The sequence below is a fragment of the bacterium genome (genome assembly GCA_035549195.1).
Classification (GTDB): domain Bacteria; phylum Oederibacteriota; class Muellerivitia; order Muellerivitales; family Muellerivitaceae; genus DASZRK01.
Window position 1 is genome coordinate 1 of record DASZRK010000058.1, and the last position, 15,143, is coordinate 15,143.

Annotated in this window: 9 protein-coding genes; all 9 read right to left on the reverse strand. The window is 55.1% G+C overall.

What is annotated here, in order from left to right; all coding sequences use genetic code 11:
• Window positions 1–270, reverse strand: a 270-nt coding sequence (locus tag VHE12_10530) for a hypothetical protein (protein ID HVZ81212.1), incomplete at its 3' end; no start/stop codon positions are given.
• Window positions 267–1,223, reverse strand: a complete 957-nt coding sequence (locus VHE12_10535; GenBank protein HVZ81213.1) for a hypothetical protein — start codon at window positions 1,221–1,223, stop codon at window positions 267–269. The genes VHE12_10530 and VHE12_10535, both read right to left, overlap by 4 nt.
• A complete protein-coding gene (locus VHE12_10540) occupies window positions 1,220–2,611 on the reverse strand; it encodes a sigma-54 dependent transcriptional regulator (GenBank protein HVZ81214.1) in 1,392 nt (463 codons plus the stop codon). The genes VHE12_10535 and VHE12_10540 overlap by 4 nt, the downstream gene beginning before the upstream one ends.
• Window positions 2,608–4,485, reverse strand: a complete 1,878-nt coding sequence (locus VHE12_10545; protein HVZ81215.1) for an ATP-binding protein — start codon at window positions 4,483–4,485, stop codon at window positions 2,608–2,610. Before VHE12_10545 ends, VHE12_10540 begins: the two co-directional genes overlap by 4 nt.
• Before the next feature lie 121 nt (window positions 4,486–4,606).
• Window positions 4,607–6,424, reverse strand: a complete 1,818-nt coding sequence (gene uvrC / locus VHE12_10550) for an excinuclease ABC subunit UvrC (GenBank protein ID HVZ81216.1) — start codon at window positions 6,422–6,424, stop codon at window positions 4,607–4,609.
• 41 nt (window positions 6,425–6,465) lie between these two features.
• On the reverse strand, window positions 6,466–8,457 hold the full coding sequence (uvrB, locus tag VHE12_10555) for an excinuclease ABC subunit UvrB (GenBank protein ID HVZ81217.1): 1,992 nt from the start codon (window positions 8,455–8,457) through the stop codon (window positions 6,466–6,468).
• A gap of 94 nt (window positions 8,458–8,551) precedes the next feature.
• Window positions 8,552–10,069: a hypothetical protein gene (locus tag VHE12_10560; protein ID HVZ81218.1), complete on the reverse strand. Its 1,518-nt coding sequence runs from the start codon at window positions 10,067–10,069 to the stop codon at window positions 8,552–8,554.
• Between the two features lie 180 nt (window positions 10,070–10,249).
• The gene (locus VHE12_10565) at window positions 10,250–12,472 is read right to left on the reverse strand and encodes a tetratricopeptide repeat protein (GenBank protein ID HVZ81219.1); all 2,223 of its coding nucleotides are present in this window, start codon (window positions 12,470–12,472) and stop codon (window positions 10,250–10,252) included.
• Window positions 12,473–12,680: 208 nt separating this feature from the next.
• On the reverse strand, window positions 12,681–15,143 hold a 2,463-nt coding region (locus tag VHE12_10570; protein HVZ81220.1), incomplete at its 5' end, for a carboxypeptidase regulatory-like domain-containing protein.

Here is a 15,143-nt window from a genome sequence, read left to right on the forward strand (position 1 = left end):
CTGATATTGATCGTCGCCCAGTTGATAGACGCCCTCCATCCGCAATCGCCCCACTTCCAAGGTCCCGGTCCCTCCCAGGTTGAGCGAATAGATCCCGTCGGCCAACCGGTTCGAGGAGCTGACCGATCGGAGCACATTGTCGTCATAGCGGAACCCGACGACCACCGGGTCCAACAGGAGCTTTCCGACCAAGGTGGAGGCTCCGTTTTCTTGGGCCCCCAACGGCATGGGGCCCAAGGCCAAAAGGGCCCCTAGGATGATCCATTTCATTGCGTTTTCCTTTCCTTCGAGGAATTGCTCTTTTCCTGAATTTGGGAGATGAGTTGGGTGATCTGTTCGCGGGTGGAACGGTTCTTTAAGAGGGCCGATTTCAATTGGACGAGGCGGCCGGCCAATCGTTCGGCGCTCTTTCCGCCATAGAGGCGGGAAAGACTGGTCCGTTCGGAACTCTCCGGAGGCGCCCCTGAGTCCTGGTTCAGGCGCTTGATCCCCGCCAGGAAATCCTTCATCTTCCGTTGGAGGCTCAGCTCTTCCTGGATCCCATCGATCTCGATGGACAATCTTTGGTCCTCTTCCTGGAGCGCTTTTTGGCGCTCCCGCAAAAGGTCCAAGGTCATTTCCAGGCTTTCGGGATCGTTCGCACCAAGGTCCCGGAAGGCGGAAAGAGGCGGAGTCTTGGTCTTTTCCCTCTTCGTTCGATAACGGTCGAGCGCCTCCTGGACCTGCCGCCTTTTCTGGGCGAAATGGGCCAGGTTCGCCAGCAAGGCCGCGGGGTCGCCTTCGGCCGACCCGGGATTTTCCAAAAGACCTTCGATCCGGTCATTGAGCATCGAGATCAGCGAGAGCCCTTTTTGCTCTTGGTCCTTTTGGACATCCGTCCATTGCCGTTGGAGGGCCGCGTTCCTTTCCAGTTGGTCCTTCAATTCGTTCAAAAGATGGTTCAGCCGCGCTTGGTCGAAAACACCCGGTTCCTTCCCGTTCCGGATATGGTCCACTTGGGCGTTCAGTTCCTGGGTCGTGCTTTGCCCCTTGTCCATCCCTTTCCTCAGGTCATTCAACCTGGCCGTTTGCAGGGCAAAGGACGTCTCGAAACGGGCAAAAGCCTCCTCCCATTGGGCGGCCGAAAGGCCGACGGTTGGCGAGGGACTCATCTCCGGGGTCGCCCCCAGAAGGTTCCAGGACAATCCCACCCAAAAAAGGATCAGGTAGCGCAAAGGTCTCATTCGGCTTTTTCGGCCCCTTCGTTGGCATCCGACAACAATCCATATTTTTTAAGCTTATAGATCAGGGCCGTCCGGTTGATCTCCAAAAGTTTCGCCGCCTTGGTCTGCACATGTCCCGCTTTTTCCATCGCCTTAAGGATCAGTTCTTTCTCATAATTTTCGACCTTTTCGGTCAAGCTGGCGTCATCCCTCAGCTGATGAAGAAGGTCGTCTTTTTGGAAGGTCTGGATATCCAAGGGAAGGTTCGAGGGGAAAATGGTGTCCGAATCGGCGAGGACGACAGCACGTTGGATGGCGTTCTCCAGTTCCCGCACATTCCCGGGCCAGTTGTAGCGGGCCAGGAGGTCCAGCGCCTTTTTATCGATCCGCGCGATCTTCTTGTTGGCCTCCTGGCTGTAACGTCCCAGAAAATGGCCGGCCAAACGCTCGATGTCCTCCCGCCTTTCCCGCAAGGGTGGGACCTGGATCGGGATGACGTTGAGCCTGAAAAAGAGATCCTCCCGGAACTGTCCCTTTTTGATGGCCTCTTCCAGGTTCTTGTTCGTGGCGGCTACCACGCGCACATCCGCCTTGATGCTTTCGGTCCCGCCGACCCGCTCGAACTCCTTTTCCTGGAGGACCCGCAGGAGCTTGACCTGAGTGGAAAGACTGATGTCCCCGATCTCATCGAGGAAGATGGAGCCGCCATTGGCCAATTCAAAACGGCCGATCCGTTTGCCGGCCGCCCCGGTAAAGGACCCTTTTTCGTGGCCAAAAAGCTCGCTTTCCAGGACTCCTTCGGCCAGGACGGCGCAATTCACCTTGATGAAGGGTTTTTCCTTCCGGCGGCTGTTGAAGTGAATGGCATGGGCCACCAGCTCCTTTCCCGTTCCGGACTCGCCGCGGACCAGGACCGCCGTATCGGTCGGCGCCACCTTCTCGATAAGCTCATAGACCGGTTGCATGGCCGGGCTGTTCCCCACGATCCGCTTGTAGTTGTATTGGTCATTGAGCTTCTCCCTCAGGTATTTGTTCTCGTAAAGGAGCTTCTGGCGCTCGATGGCCTTTTCCACGGTGATCTTGACCTGCTCGGTGGAAAAAGGCTTGGTAATGTAGTCGTAGGCACCCAGTTTCATGGCCTCCACCGCCGTCTCAATGGTCCCATAAGCCGTCATGATGATGACCACGATCTCGGTATCGAGTTCCTTGATCATTTTCAGGAGGTTCATCCCGTCCAGTTTGGGCATCTTGATGTCGGTGATGACCAGGTCCACGTGCTTGGACTTGATGATCTCCAAGGCCTTTTCGCCATCCTCCGCTTCCAGGATGTTCTTCTGGTCCGTCTCCAAGGTCTGTTTCAGGACCTTGCGCATGCTGGATTTGTCGTCCACGATCAGGATCGTGCTCATGACATTCCCTCCTCTTTGGTCTCGCCCAACGGCAATAAGATGGCGAATTGGGCCCCGCCCCCCGGACGGTTGGCCGCGATCACGGTCCCCCCGAGCGCCTCTACGATCTTCTTGGTGATGGAGAGACCCAATCCGAATCCCTCCGTTTTCGTCGTGAAAAAAGGCGTGAACAGCCGCTTCAGGCTCTCCGGGTTCATTCCCGGACCACGGTCTTGGACGGAGACCATGGCCCAATCCGGGACGGTCTCGTCGTAGGATGGATCACCCCATCCCTCCCTTTTCAGGAAGGCGGCCAAAGCTGGACGGGAGAATTCCCGGATCACGATCCAAACCTCACTCCCGGGCGGCGAAGCTTGGACTGCGTTCAGGGCCAGGTTCAGCATGGCTCGACGGAATTGGTCCACGTCCAACGGAAGGGACATTCCGTTTCCTTTTTCGAGATGGAGGGTGACCTTCCGGACCGCAGCCTCCTGTTCAACCAAAGGGACCACGCCGGCGACCGCCTCGGCCAGATCGGCATCCTGGGCGTCCACAGCCGTCGGTTTGGCGAACACGAGGAAGTTCGTGACGATCTTGTTCAGGATCTCGATCTCCGAGGCGATGTCCATGACCATTTCCTTCGCCCCCGGCACATTGACGACCTTCTTTTGCAGGATCTCGGTGAAACCTTTCATTGCCCCAAGGGGATTCCGGATCTCATGGGCGATACCGGCGGCCAATTCGCCGATCGTGGCCATTTTCTCGGCCGTCTTGATCCGGGTCTGGAGCTTCCGCAAGGGTGTCTCGTCCGTGAAGAGGACCTCCGTTCCCAACTCCCTCGAATCCGGGCCCAAGAGGGGGGCGCTCCGGATCTGCAGGAACTTGGGCTCCTCCTCGGACAAGTTGATCTCCCGGTTCTCCAATACCTGATGGCGGAGCTGGGCCTCTTGAAGGGCGCGTAGGAAGACCGGAACATCCTTGAAAACATCCTCGAACCGCCCTCCCAGGACACGGTCCTTGCCCAGGCCCAGGATCTCGGACGCGGCTTGGTTGAAGGATGTCACGATACCATTCAGGTCTAGGACCAAAAGGCCGTTGGACATGCTTTCAAGGATGTATTCGTTGTGGCTTTGGAGCCTTTGGGTCATCTCGTTGAAAGCGTAGGCGAGGGCGCCCAATTCGTTGGTGGAGGAAATGGAAACCCTTTGGCTGAAATCGCCTTCCGATATCCGCTGGGACGCTTTCGCCATCTCTTCGATGGGCAGAATGAACCTTCTTCCAAAGGCCAAAAGGAGCCCTCCCATCAGTAGGAGACAGATCAGACCGAGGCTGAACAGCACCTTCGCGAAACGGTTCAATCCATCCATGAAATGGGCATTGGCTTCCACTCCCAGGACGCCGATCACCTGACCGTCCCGGAAGATGGGTGAATAACCGATCTTATAGATCCCCCCATCGTTCTCAGGAAAAAGGATGGAGACCGACGGTGTTCCGGCCAACGCCTTCTGGAAAGGTTCCCGATCGAGGTCCAGAAGCCAATTCCTTTCTTGGAACTCGAACTGACCGTTGGCATCCGCAAGGACATGCCCCGAAGAATCCGAAATGAAGATGTTGCGGGCTTGGCTTTCGTTCTTCTTTTGGACCAGGAACTGCCGGAACTTTCCGTATAGTTCGCCCTTTTCGGTCAGGAACGGCAACCAGTCGCTTCGAAGCTGTCCGGTCGTCAATCGGGCGATGGCGATCAACCGGTCCCCCATCTCTTCGTCGAATGTCTTCTTGGAAATGAAATAAGTGAAACTGCCATAAACGAAGAGGATCACTACCCCGACAAAGAGGGTCCGACTGACCAGTTCGGCCAGTACACTTCCCTTAAATTGAGAAGGTTTTGGGTCCATCGGGGCCTAGGTAAAACCGTCATTAAATTGACGCAATGCCTAAATAATAACACCTCAGGGGACATTTGTAGGAATTTTGACAACCAAGCTGGGACGTTCAGGGAAAGCCTGGAGCGGATGATCACCGATCTGAAGAATGCAGGAAATCGAAGAGTTTTTGAGAGAGTTCCCGCGAAAGACCGGGGGCGGTTGCCAAGTCCTCGAGAGGGGCCTTTTGGATGCCTTGGAGCGAACCAAATTGATTTAAAAGGGCTCTCACACGGGCTGGACCGATCCCATGGACCTTTTGGAGTAAAGAAGTCAGGACCTGCCGGTCCCGAAGGGTCCGGTGGTAACCGATCGCGAATCGGTGGGACTCATCCCGAACACGTTGAAGCAGATGGCGGGCTTTTAAATGACCCCTGAAATCCACTGGGGTGGATCGCTCAGGAACAAAGACCTCTTCCTCGCGTTTGGCCAAGGAGGCCAAACCATATCCCTTTTTAAGCTCCGAATCCAACACCGCTCGAACGGCACTGAGCTGTCCTTTACCTCCATCGATCAGGAAGAGGTCCGGAGGTTGATTTCCCTCCCTTTCCAGGAGTTTTAAATAGCGCCGCATCATCTCCTGGTGGGAACGAAAATCATCCTGTCCTTCCAATTCCTTGATCCTGAACTTCCGATACCGGTCTTTTTCAGGCGCCCCATCACGAAAAAAAACGGCGGAGCCGACCGTATAAGATCCCTGAAGGGTCGAAATGTCGAAACAAGCGATCCCCCGCGGCAGATTTTTCAGGCCCAATAGTTCTTGGATCTCTTTCAGAATGTTCGTCCGTTGTGTTTCCTCTTTCAAGGCGGCCAGCACATTCTGTTCGGCCATCCCCATCAAATCCTTGCGCCAATCCTTTTCAGCACACTGGATACGAACGTCCGATCCCTTCTGGACTGTCAACCACCTTTCGAGCGATGGCTCACAGGCCCAATCCCGTGGAACGAGCACCTCATCCGGAAGGAACATCCCCGGCAAGTAATATTGACGAAGGAAGATAGGAAAGACATTTTCCAGTGTTTCCTCCAATTCATTCTCGACCTGCAACTTGATATGGCCGATCACCTTGCCTTGGCGCACTTGAATGACGGAAACGAACACCTTGCCCAAGCCCATGGCCAAGGCGAAGACGTCCACATCTTTCTTATCCGGACTGAGCACGGCATAATTGCGCTGCATTTGGGAAATGGATTCCAAAAGGTCCCGGAGCTTGGCGGCCTCCTCATATTCCTGGCGCTCCGAGGCCTTCAACATTTCGCTCCGCACATGATCCATCAGGTCATCGTGTTTTCCCTCGAGGAACCATTGGACCCGCTTGACCAACTGTCCATAAGCCGCTTTCTGGATCAACCCGACACAAGGGGCGGGACATTGTTTGATCTGGTAGCTCAAACAGGCCTTTTCCGCGCGCCCGTCGATGTCCAAATCGCAATCCCGGATGTTGAAATAGCGGTAGATCATCTTCACGATCTCCCGGAGTTTGAGGTTGGGATAAGGACCGTAATATTTGGCTCCATCGCCGGAAGGCCGCCGAGAGATGAGGACCCGAGGAAAATCCTCGAACGTCGTCAACTTCAAATAGGGATAGCTTTTATCGTCCCGCAACAGGACGTTATAGCGGGGATGATGCTTCTTGATGAGGTTGCTCTCCAAGAGGAGCGCTTCGTTCTCATCGGCCGTTAGGACGAAATCCAATTGTTTCGCCTGGAAAACCAGAGCACGGACCTTGGGGCTTTCGAGCCCTTTTTGATTGAAATAGGAGGAGGTCCTCTTTTTGAGTGAAAGTGCCTTGCCGACATAAAGGACCTTATCCCCGGGTCCTTTGAACAGATAGACCCCCGGTGAATCCGGAAAGGATGCGGAGCGGGCCTTTAGCCTCTCAAGGTCGGATGCATTTTCATTTGAGGACAATTAAAACCTCGATCGCAGAGAAAGGCGGCCCATCGTCGAAATCAAGTCGGGCTCTTGATCCTTTCCCTCAACTGCCTGATCTGATCCCGCAGTTCGGCGGCCTTTTCATATTCATACTTTTGGGCGAACTGCACCATCTCCTTCTCGAGCGCCACGATCTTACGCGGGATGGCCTCAGGCAACAAATACACCTCATCCCGGGATTCGGCGGCTATGGGAACCGTGTAATAGTCGGCTTCATAGACCGTGGTCAACAGTTCCCGGATCTGTTTTTTGACGGTGGCGGGAGTAATGCCATGGGCCTTGTTATATTCAGCTTGTAAGGCTCGGCGGCGTTGGGTCTCCGCCACGGTCTTCCGGATGGATTCGGTGCTTTTGTCGGCATAAAAAAGGACCTTCCCTTCCACGTTCCGGGCCGCACGGCCGGCGGTCTGCATCAAGGACACTTCGGATCGAAGGAACCCTTCCTTATCGGCGTCCAAAATGGCCACCAAACTGACCTCCGGAAGGTCCAACCCTTCCCGAAGGAGATTCACCCCGACCAAAACGTCGTAAGTACCCAACCGAAGGTCCCGGATGATACGGATTCGGTCCAAGGTCTCCACATCCGAATGAAGGTAGGCCACCTTGACGTTCAATTGTTTCAGGTAATTGGACAGGTCTTCGGCCATTTTCTTGGTAAGGGTCGTCACCAATACCCGCTGTTGCTTCTTGACCCGGTCCCGTACCTCCCCGATGAGGTCGTCCACCTGGGTAACGGCGGGCCGTATCTCCACCTCCGGGTCCATGAGGCCGGTAGGACGGATGATCTGCTCGACAACCCTTCCATTGGACCTCTTCAATTCGTATTCCGAAGGAGTGGCCGAAACATAAATGATCTGGCCTGTCTTCTTCTCGAATTCCTCGAAACGAAGGGGGCGGTTGTCGAAGGCACAAGGCAAGCGAAAACCGTAGTCCACCAGGTTCCTTTTCCGGGCGTGATCGCCATTGAACATGGCCCTCAATTGAGGCAAGGTCGCGTGGGACTCGTCGATGAAGGTCAGGTAATCCTTGGGAAAGTAATCCATCAAGGTATAGGGCGGCTGTCCTGGCTGGCGGCCATCGAAATGACGGCTGTAATTCTCGATCCCGGTGCAATATCCCATCTCTTCGATCATCTCCAGGTCGTACAGCGTGCGCTGTTCCAACCGTTGAGCTTCCACCAATTTGTCCGCCTTCTTGAGCTCTTGCAACCTTGTCCGGAGTTCCTCCCGTATATTGAAAACAGCCCCCTGTAGCACGTTATGAGGCACCACATAATGTTTGGCGGGATAAATGGCCAGGACCGTCCGATGGTTGATGGCCTTACCGGTCACCGGGTCTATCTCGGAGATCTTCTCGACCTCGTCGCCGAAGAATTCGATACGGAAGGGGTTCTCGCCGTAAGCCGGGAATATCTCGATCACATCGCCCTTGACCCGGAATTTACCCCGGCTGAAATCGATATCGTTCCGGGCATATTGGATATCCACCAGACCCTTGAGGAAATCGGTCCGCGGAACTTCCTGCCCCTCCCGGACGACCAAATGCATCTTTTGGTAATTTTCCGGCGACCCTAAACCGTAGATACATGAAACCGAGGCCACAATAATGACATCCCGGCGTTCCTGGAGCAGGGCCGTTGCCTCCAGCCGCAGCCGATCCAACTCCATGTTGATGGAGGCGTCCTTCTCGATGAAGGTGTCCGTCGTCGGGAGATAGGCTTCCGGCTGATAGTAATCGTAGTAGCTGACGAAATAGGCCACCGCGTTCTTTGGGAAGAACTCCTTGAACTCACTATAGAGCTGGGCCGCGAGGGTCTTGTTGTGGGAGATGATGAGGGCCGGTCGTTGGACCTTTTGGATGACCTGGGCCATGGTAAAGGTCTTGCCAGAGCCGGTCACGCCCAAGAGGGTTTGGGAAGTTTGACCCTGCTCCAAATTCCGTGAAAGTTCCTCAATGGCTTTGGGTTGATCGCCCTTGGGTTTGTAGTCCGAAGCCAATTCAAAGTTCATGGATTGATTCTGAGGTTTTCAAAAATGTATTTCAAGTTGCCCAAAAACAAAAAAGCCCGCCCCTTTTGAGGAGCGGGCTTTCGCAGGACGCGGATCAGGGCAAGAGGGTAATGTTGTCCACCAGAATGTCGTAATTGGCGCTCGCTGCCAGCTGCCATTGGAGATCGGAGGCCGTCTGCGGACTGAAGGTCGTGACCGTGCCCCACCCTTGCTGAGCAAAGGTCGCGTTGTCCAATGTATAGGGGCCGAAGGTCGCCCACGAGGTAGTGAAGCTCAGATCCTTTCCATGATTGTCCGAACCATCGGCCTGGTTGTCAGGGATCTTGAACCTAACACTGGTAGTTGCGGCCGCCTTTGCAATGAACTGTATCTTGGTGATGGTGCCACCTCGGGTCAGGTCATAGTTCTTGCTGTTCGGAAGTCCCAACCCGACCCCAGAACCCCATGATGTAAAGCCCGATCCCGTGTATTCACAGGCCCAGTAACTTGGATTCCCAACCCCCGACAAATGGTCCGTGATGGCGCTCGGGAAGAAGGTGCCGCCCGACACCCCATCCAAGGGACAATTGGTCCCACCGGAACCGTCATTGTAGGTATACCAATAGCATCCCGTAAAACCAGTGGCGGTGATGGCCTCGTTGTCGCCGTTCTCAAGGTCATCCACCATGGCCGCCGGGGTAGCCGTCGGCGCCGGGTTGGCAGTTGAAACGAATCGAATATCGTCGACGAAGATGTCGTATGTAATGGTGCCCGAACTCATGGTGTTGACCGGCTTCCAAACTATCTGGTAGAGCGATGTGGGGGTAAGTCCCGCCACTTGGTTGTAATAGATGGTGAATTGGGTCCAAGTGGTCGTCAGAGGGATGGAGACCAGGTGATCGCCGACGTTGTCCACCAGGTCCACATTCACCGGTTGGGCATTACTGCAGATCGACGCTGCTTTGGATCCAACTTTGGCCCAGAAACTGATCCCCGTGTAACCGGCCACGGTTCCGTCGTAATAGGTGATGCCACAGTTGTTAGTGCACCCAGGCGAGCTCGTATTGGTGAAACTGAATCCGAAGCCGGCGTAATCCGCATTGGTAGGCAAGTTGCCCATGGCCTCCACTCCGGAACCAGCGTGACCCGTTGCCGCCGTATTCATGCTGATATTGGTAGCACTGTCGAAGGAGAACCAATAACCGTCGCGCCAGTGGCTTGCTTGGTCCTGGAGTACGTAAAGCTGATCCAAATCACTGGGCGCTCCACCGGTCCCCTCAAAATCATCGATTAAACCGAAATCAGGCGTTGGTGTAGGGGTGAAAGTCGGTGTGACGGTATTCGTAGGGGTGAATGTATTGGTAAATGTATTGGTGACCGTAAACGTATTGGTGGCAGTGGCAGTGTTCGTAGGTGTACCTGTGCTCGTGAAGGTAGCGGTCGGCCCACTCGGCGTATTCGTTATGGTTGGCGTGAAGCTAAAGGTCGAAGTGAACGTGAAGGTCGGAGTTGCGGTCAAGGTGGCTGTGAAGGTACCCGTGGGGCTAAAGGTGTCCGTTGGAGTGTTCGTGTTGACAAGGGGACCAACTGGGACCGCGATCTGCCGTGTACAGCCTGGATAAAAGACCGCCAAGATTGAACCGGTTAAAAGGAACGGCATCAAAACTTGTCGGAAAACCTTCATGGGAAAGCACCTCTCGGAATTGGGATTACGAAGACATCGGTAAAAATACCACAATCATCACAAAAATTGGTGCCTAAATCGGCATCCACTCCCGGCCATGACCCTTGATTAAACGTTAAATTTATCGAACTAGATGCCCTTCAGACGAAGGATATCCCTCAATTTTTCCCTGACCTCTTCATTATTCGGCTCCTCGGTCAGGATCCTCTCATAGATCTTCAAGGCTTCCAGATAGAGGCCTTGCTTTGCATAAATATCGGCCAGGGTCTGACGGACGAACGGGTCTTCCAGGTTCTCCTGGGGTTCAACGGCGGTTTTGACCACGGGCTGAGGCGGGGTTGGGGGTTGATTGAGGGTCGGGGTCTTTTGGTTCATGGAAGCCTTTTCCTTTTCAAGTCTCAACCTCTCCATCCCCTGATGGATCTCTTGGTTGATCTTCGCCCGGGCGATCTCCTGCTCCCGTTTTTGCGCCTCGAACCGTTCCTTCTCTTTTTGTTCGGCAAGAAGATCCTCTTTTTGGGCCTTCATCAACTCTTTCATCTGGGCTTCCCGTTGGGTTTCCCTTTCGAGCTTCTCGCGGATCTCACGTTCCATTTGGTCACGCAGTTTTGCCTCAAGACCCGCCCTTGTATCCTCCAGTTCCTGTTTCATTTTCCGGATCGAATCCTCTTTTTCCTTCTCCAGACGGTCCAGTTCGACCGACAAAATCTTCTGTCTTTCCTCGTACTCCCGGGTCAATTGCTGCCGGAACGACTCCTCCTGGTCCCGGCTGACCTGCGCCATCTTCACGGACTCCTGTTTTTCCCTTTCCAGGAGCTCCTTCTCGCGGGACAACCGGCGCTGGTCCTCCTCGAATTCCTGGGCCATTCTCTTGCGAAGGTCCTCTTCCTTCGACTTTTGCACCTGCTCCAAAAGTTTGTTCTCCAACTCCTGCTTCAATCGGACCTGGTCTTCCTCCCTTTTCGCCTCGATCTCCCGTTGTTTTTCCTGTGCCAACCGCGCCTGTTCCTCAAGTTCACGGCGCATTTGTTCCCGAAGCTCCTTTTCCAGCGATTGGCGCAATTGTTCAGGGTCGGGGAAACGTTCGGCGGGTTCCGCCGCTTTGGCGACCAATGCATAGACCTGTTGGAGCCGGATGCGTATTTCTGGCATTTGGGGCCATCTCTTCAGCATTTCCAGATAAACGTCGATCGCTTGTTCGTAGAAGCCCTTTTCCGTGAAGGCTTCCGCGTGCTCCAGAAGGGCCTGTTTTTCCCCCGCTTCGGCCGCTCCAGGATCCGGAGTTTCCGTTCCGGCGAGTTCCTGGGCCGGGGACTCCTCGTAGACCGGCACCGGTTGCTCCAGGGGATAGCGGGTCACTTCCTCGTTGTTCGGATCCAGTTCCTGGATCGTTTGCCGCACCTCACGCGCCTCATCCAAAAGGTTCTCATTGAAATAGACATCCAGGATCCGGAGATAGACCTTCACCGCCTCCTGCTGTTGGTCCATCCGCAAGTGGGATAAAGCCAGGTATTTCAAGGCCCCGACATGTCCTTCCTGTTGTCGAAGGAATCGTTCGAAAGAGGTCCGGCTCTCCTGGTATTTCTGTTGATTGAAATAGATGACACCCAGGTGATAGAAGGTGTTGAGGTCCCCTAGGTCGATCGATTTTTGGGCGGCCGCTTCGGCCTTTTGGAGGTCGTTCTTGCTGATGTAGATCTCGATCAGATCCTGGAGGCTCTTGACCGCCCCTTCGTTCTGACGGGCCTTGATGAAAAGTGCGATCAGCTTTTCCCGGGCCTCGATGTTCATCGGATCCATCTCGATGACGGCCTGCAGGACCTCGACGATCCTTCCCGTCTGGGTCTCGGGATCCAGGTTTTGGATCAGGTTCAAGAGGGTTTCCACACCCTCGAATTTCTTGTCCTTTTGGGCGAGGAGCCTTGCCAGCCGAAGATTGGCCTCCACCCTCAGGGGTTCGGCTTTGATCACCGAACGGTAGATCTCCAGGGCCTTGTCCGACTCGGTCTCCTCCAACTCGGAAGCCCGCGTGAGGTATTTTTCCATCAGGTTCTTGACGGCCACCAGGAGGTCCGGATCGTTCGGGACGATCTTCAGCATGCGTTTGTAGACCTGCAGTACCTTGTCGACCTGGTTCTTTTGGTCGAATCCCTGGGCGACCAGGTCGTATTGCTGGAGGGCTTCCTGGACGTCGCCCTTTTTGGCGTAAATGTCCGCCAACATGTTGTGGACGTTCAGGTCCTTGGGGTCCAGGTCGGCGAGCTTGTGGTATTCCTCGATCGCCCGGTCCCAATCCCCTTTTTGATAGTAGGAGTATGCGGTCTTGATGAGGACGGCTTTATCTTCGGCCACCTGGGGAGGCTCCCTTGATCATGTCCTGCTGGAGGCTAGGGAGATGCGGAAGGAAACAGGCCACCGGTCATCCACCTTCGGAAAGGGCCATGAAAACCGGGGCCCGGCCGCTCGGCCGAGCTCCTTCGGAGACTTTCAAGGACCAAACCTGGAGGGCCAATTTATCACACGGTTTTTGGCCCTCCAAGGCCATTATCCAAGGCTATTTTTAAGGTGTGACCTCGACACAAGTGATCGAATAGGGCGGAAAACTGTATTCAAAACGCCCTTTTGTGGCAGTGGAACCCTTCAAATGGGATGGACCCGAATTGATCACTGCCCGGTAGAGGTTCTCGCTCCACTGATATTCCTTGGAGCTTAACTGATAAAAATCCAGTTTCGAGGCCTTTTTCTGGGCCGCCCCCAAGTTCACGACCGTCCGATAGGCGAATTTGGGGGAACGATTGATGAAAAGAAGGTACTTTTTCCCTCCGGCCGTGCTCGCATAGGACGAGAGATCCTCCGTGCTGGAGACCGCCTGGTACAAGGTCGTCCCGAAGTGATGCTCCATGAGGTACAAGGCCCAATAGGACGACCGGGGTGCGAAAGGACGGTCCGGATCGTTGTTCGGGTCGATGATCCCATGACCACCCCCTTGGCCTGGCTTCTGGGTGTAAAGGTCCCAAATGTTCGTCTGGTTCACCCCCCAAAGCATCATCTGGGCCAGGTAGTCGGCGCAAAAGATCCCATTGATCAGTTTGGCGGTCGTGGGGGTCTCGTCCCCCGAATTCCATTCACTGACCGCGATCTCGATCTTGTCCGCGCGGTCCGGGATATTCTTGGCAATGGCCGCACGGATCTTCGGGATGTACTCGGCCCAAAGAGAGGTCTTGGAAAGCAGGTTCGAATCGCTATCGTTGCTCCAATAGGGATAGGTGTGGACCGAGACGACGTCCACATAAGGACCACACTTCTCGAGGAAACCCTCCACCCACCAAGGTGCTGTTTCGGGGGCCAACCAAGGGGATCCTTCCTTTCTTTCGTGGTTCTGGAACTGGGCCGGAGTGGGTCCCATCAATTTGATATCGGGGTATTGGGCCTTGATCGCCTTCGCGAACTCCAGGTAGTGCCTGCAGTAATTATCGATCACGGTCCAATATTGGTTGTGACCGTTGTACTGAAGGTCCGCTTCGTAATCCGGCTCGTTCCCGAGCTCGACATACTTCACCTTGAGGCCCTGGGCCTTGGCGTCCGCGATCCAGTCCAATGTGTTCTGGACATCCATGGTCATGATATTGGCGATCATAAGGGGTTCCCCATCCGGGACCCGCTTGATGAAATCCACCATCTGTGGCCAGCCGAAAGGCCAGACCGTTTGGACCGTCTTCCCGTCCTTCTGGAGCGACTCGCTCGTCTTCCATCGCCAGATGTTCCCATAGGCGCCGCCCGGCACGCGGATATAGGAAGTGATGTCGTCGATCTCCTTCATCGCCGTCGGATCAGTGAACCATTTGGGATCGTGCCAGGCCGCGATATTGTTGCCGTAGATATAATGAGGATTGATCGTCCGGATGGGCTTGCGGTCGAAGAAGACGTCCACGGATGCCTTTTTGACACCGGCCGAATCGCCTTCCAACAATGCGTTCCAATCGGAGGTCTTCGAGGCCGCGACCTGTACCTGTTGTTTGAAGCTTTTGAACCCCGCCGCGAACACCTCGACGTTATAGGTATCCTCCGGAAGTTCCAGCTGGAAACGGCCTTGCGAGTCGGTCTTGACCAGCTTCTTGGCCACGGCGACCAAAGCACCGGCGATCGGTTTCCCGCCCGCTTTGGCGGAAACCTTCCCTTTCAGGACGGAAGGGGCGCCTTTCAGGACCCCGCGCACGTTATCCAGCACCACCGATCCCTGGATCGGCCCGCCCGAATTGAAGACCAGGTAAACCTTCGTCACACCACCCTTGAATTGGCTGGAATCCACATCCTGACGGACATGGTTCCACCCTTCCTTCATCTTCATCTTGATCTCATTCCAACTGTTGGCGGGGCTCTGGGTGATGATATAAAGCTCACCGTAATTGGCTTTGGCCAGTGCGCCCGACTGGTAATAAATGTCGAAGGTCAACGCCTTGAAGTTCTCCCAATCCGCCGGCTTGGGGACCGCCGAGCAAACCGCCAGGTTCTGGTTCCAACCTTGGGAGCCGTCCGTATCGATCCTCAAAGCTCCCGTTCCCTCCGTCAGGGTGGTGCCTTCCTGGGAGACCTTTCCTTCGAACCCGCCCAGATCCCCGTTGAATCCCCATAACAACTCGCCATCGGTGGAAGCCTCCTTCTTTCCGGCCATGGGGTCCACTTCGACCGATTGGGCGCCCGGCATCGCTTGCTTGGGCGCATTGTTCACGAAGAGCGTATTCCCGGAAAATTTCAGGGTTCCCCACCCCGAGGGATCCTGCCAGCTTTTGTCGCTCCGGGACCAAGCCAATTGGATACCCCTGGTCTTTCCAGCGTTCCCGATGTCGTCCAGGGCCACATCAAAAGCAATGGTCTTTCCCGGACCCACCTGGATCTTATAGAAGAAGGTGAGGGGGATGGAGGCTTCCAGCACATAACCGGTCTTGGTCAATTGGGTCGCGACCTGGGCATTGGGGATGTTCCCCTGGTCGGTCATGCTATAGATCTCGGCACCATCCCCGTT

What these genes read in the sequence shown, in the direction of transcription:
- VHE12_10540 (HVZ81214.1), bottom strand. Translation starts at nt 2,611, where the DNA reads ATGAGCACGATCCTGATCGTGGACGACAAATCCAGCATGCGCAAGGTC.
- VHE12_10535 (HVZ81213.1), bottom strand. Translation starts at nt 1,223, where the DNA reads ATGAGACCTTTGCGCTACCTGATCCTTTTTTGGGTGGGATTGTCCTGG.
- uvrB (HVZ81217.1), bottom strand. Translation starts at nt 8,457, where the DNA reads ATGAACTTTGAATTGGCTTCGGACTACAAACCCAAGGGCGATCAACCC.
- VHE12_10545 (HVZ81215.1), bottom strand. Translation starts at nt 4,485, where the DNA reads ATGGACCCAAAACCTTCTCAATTTAAGGGAAGTGTACTGGCCGAACTG.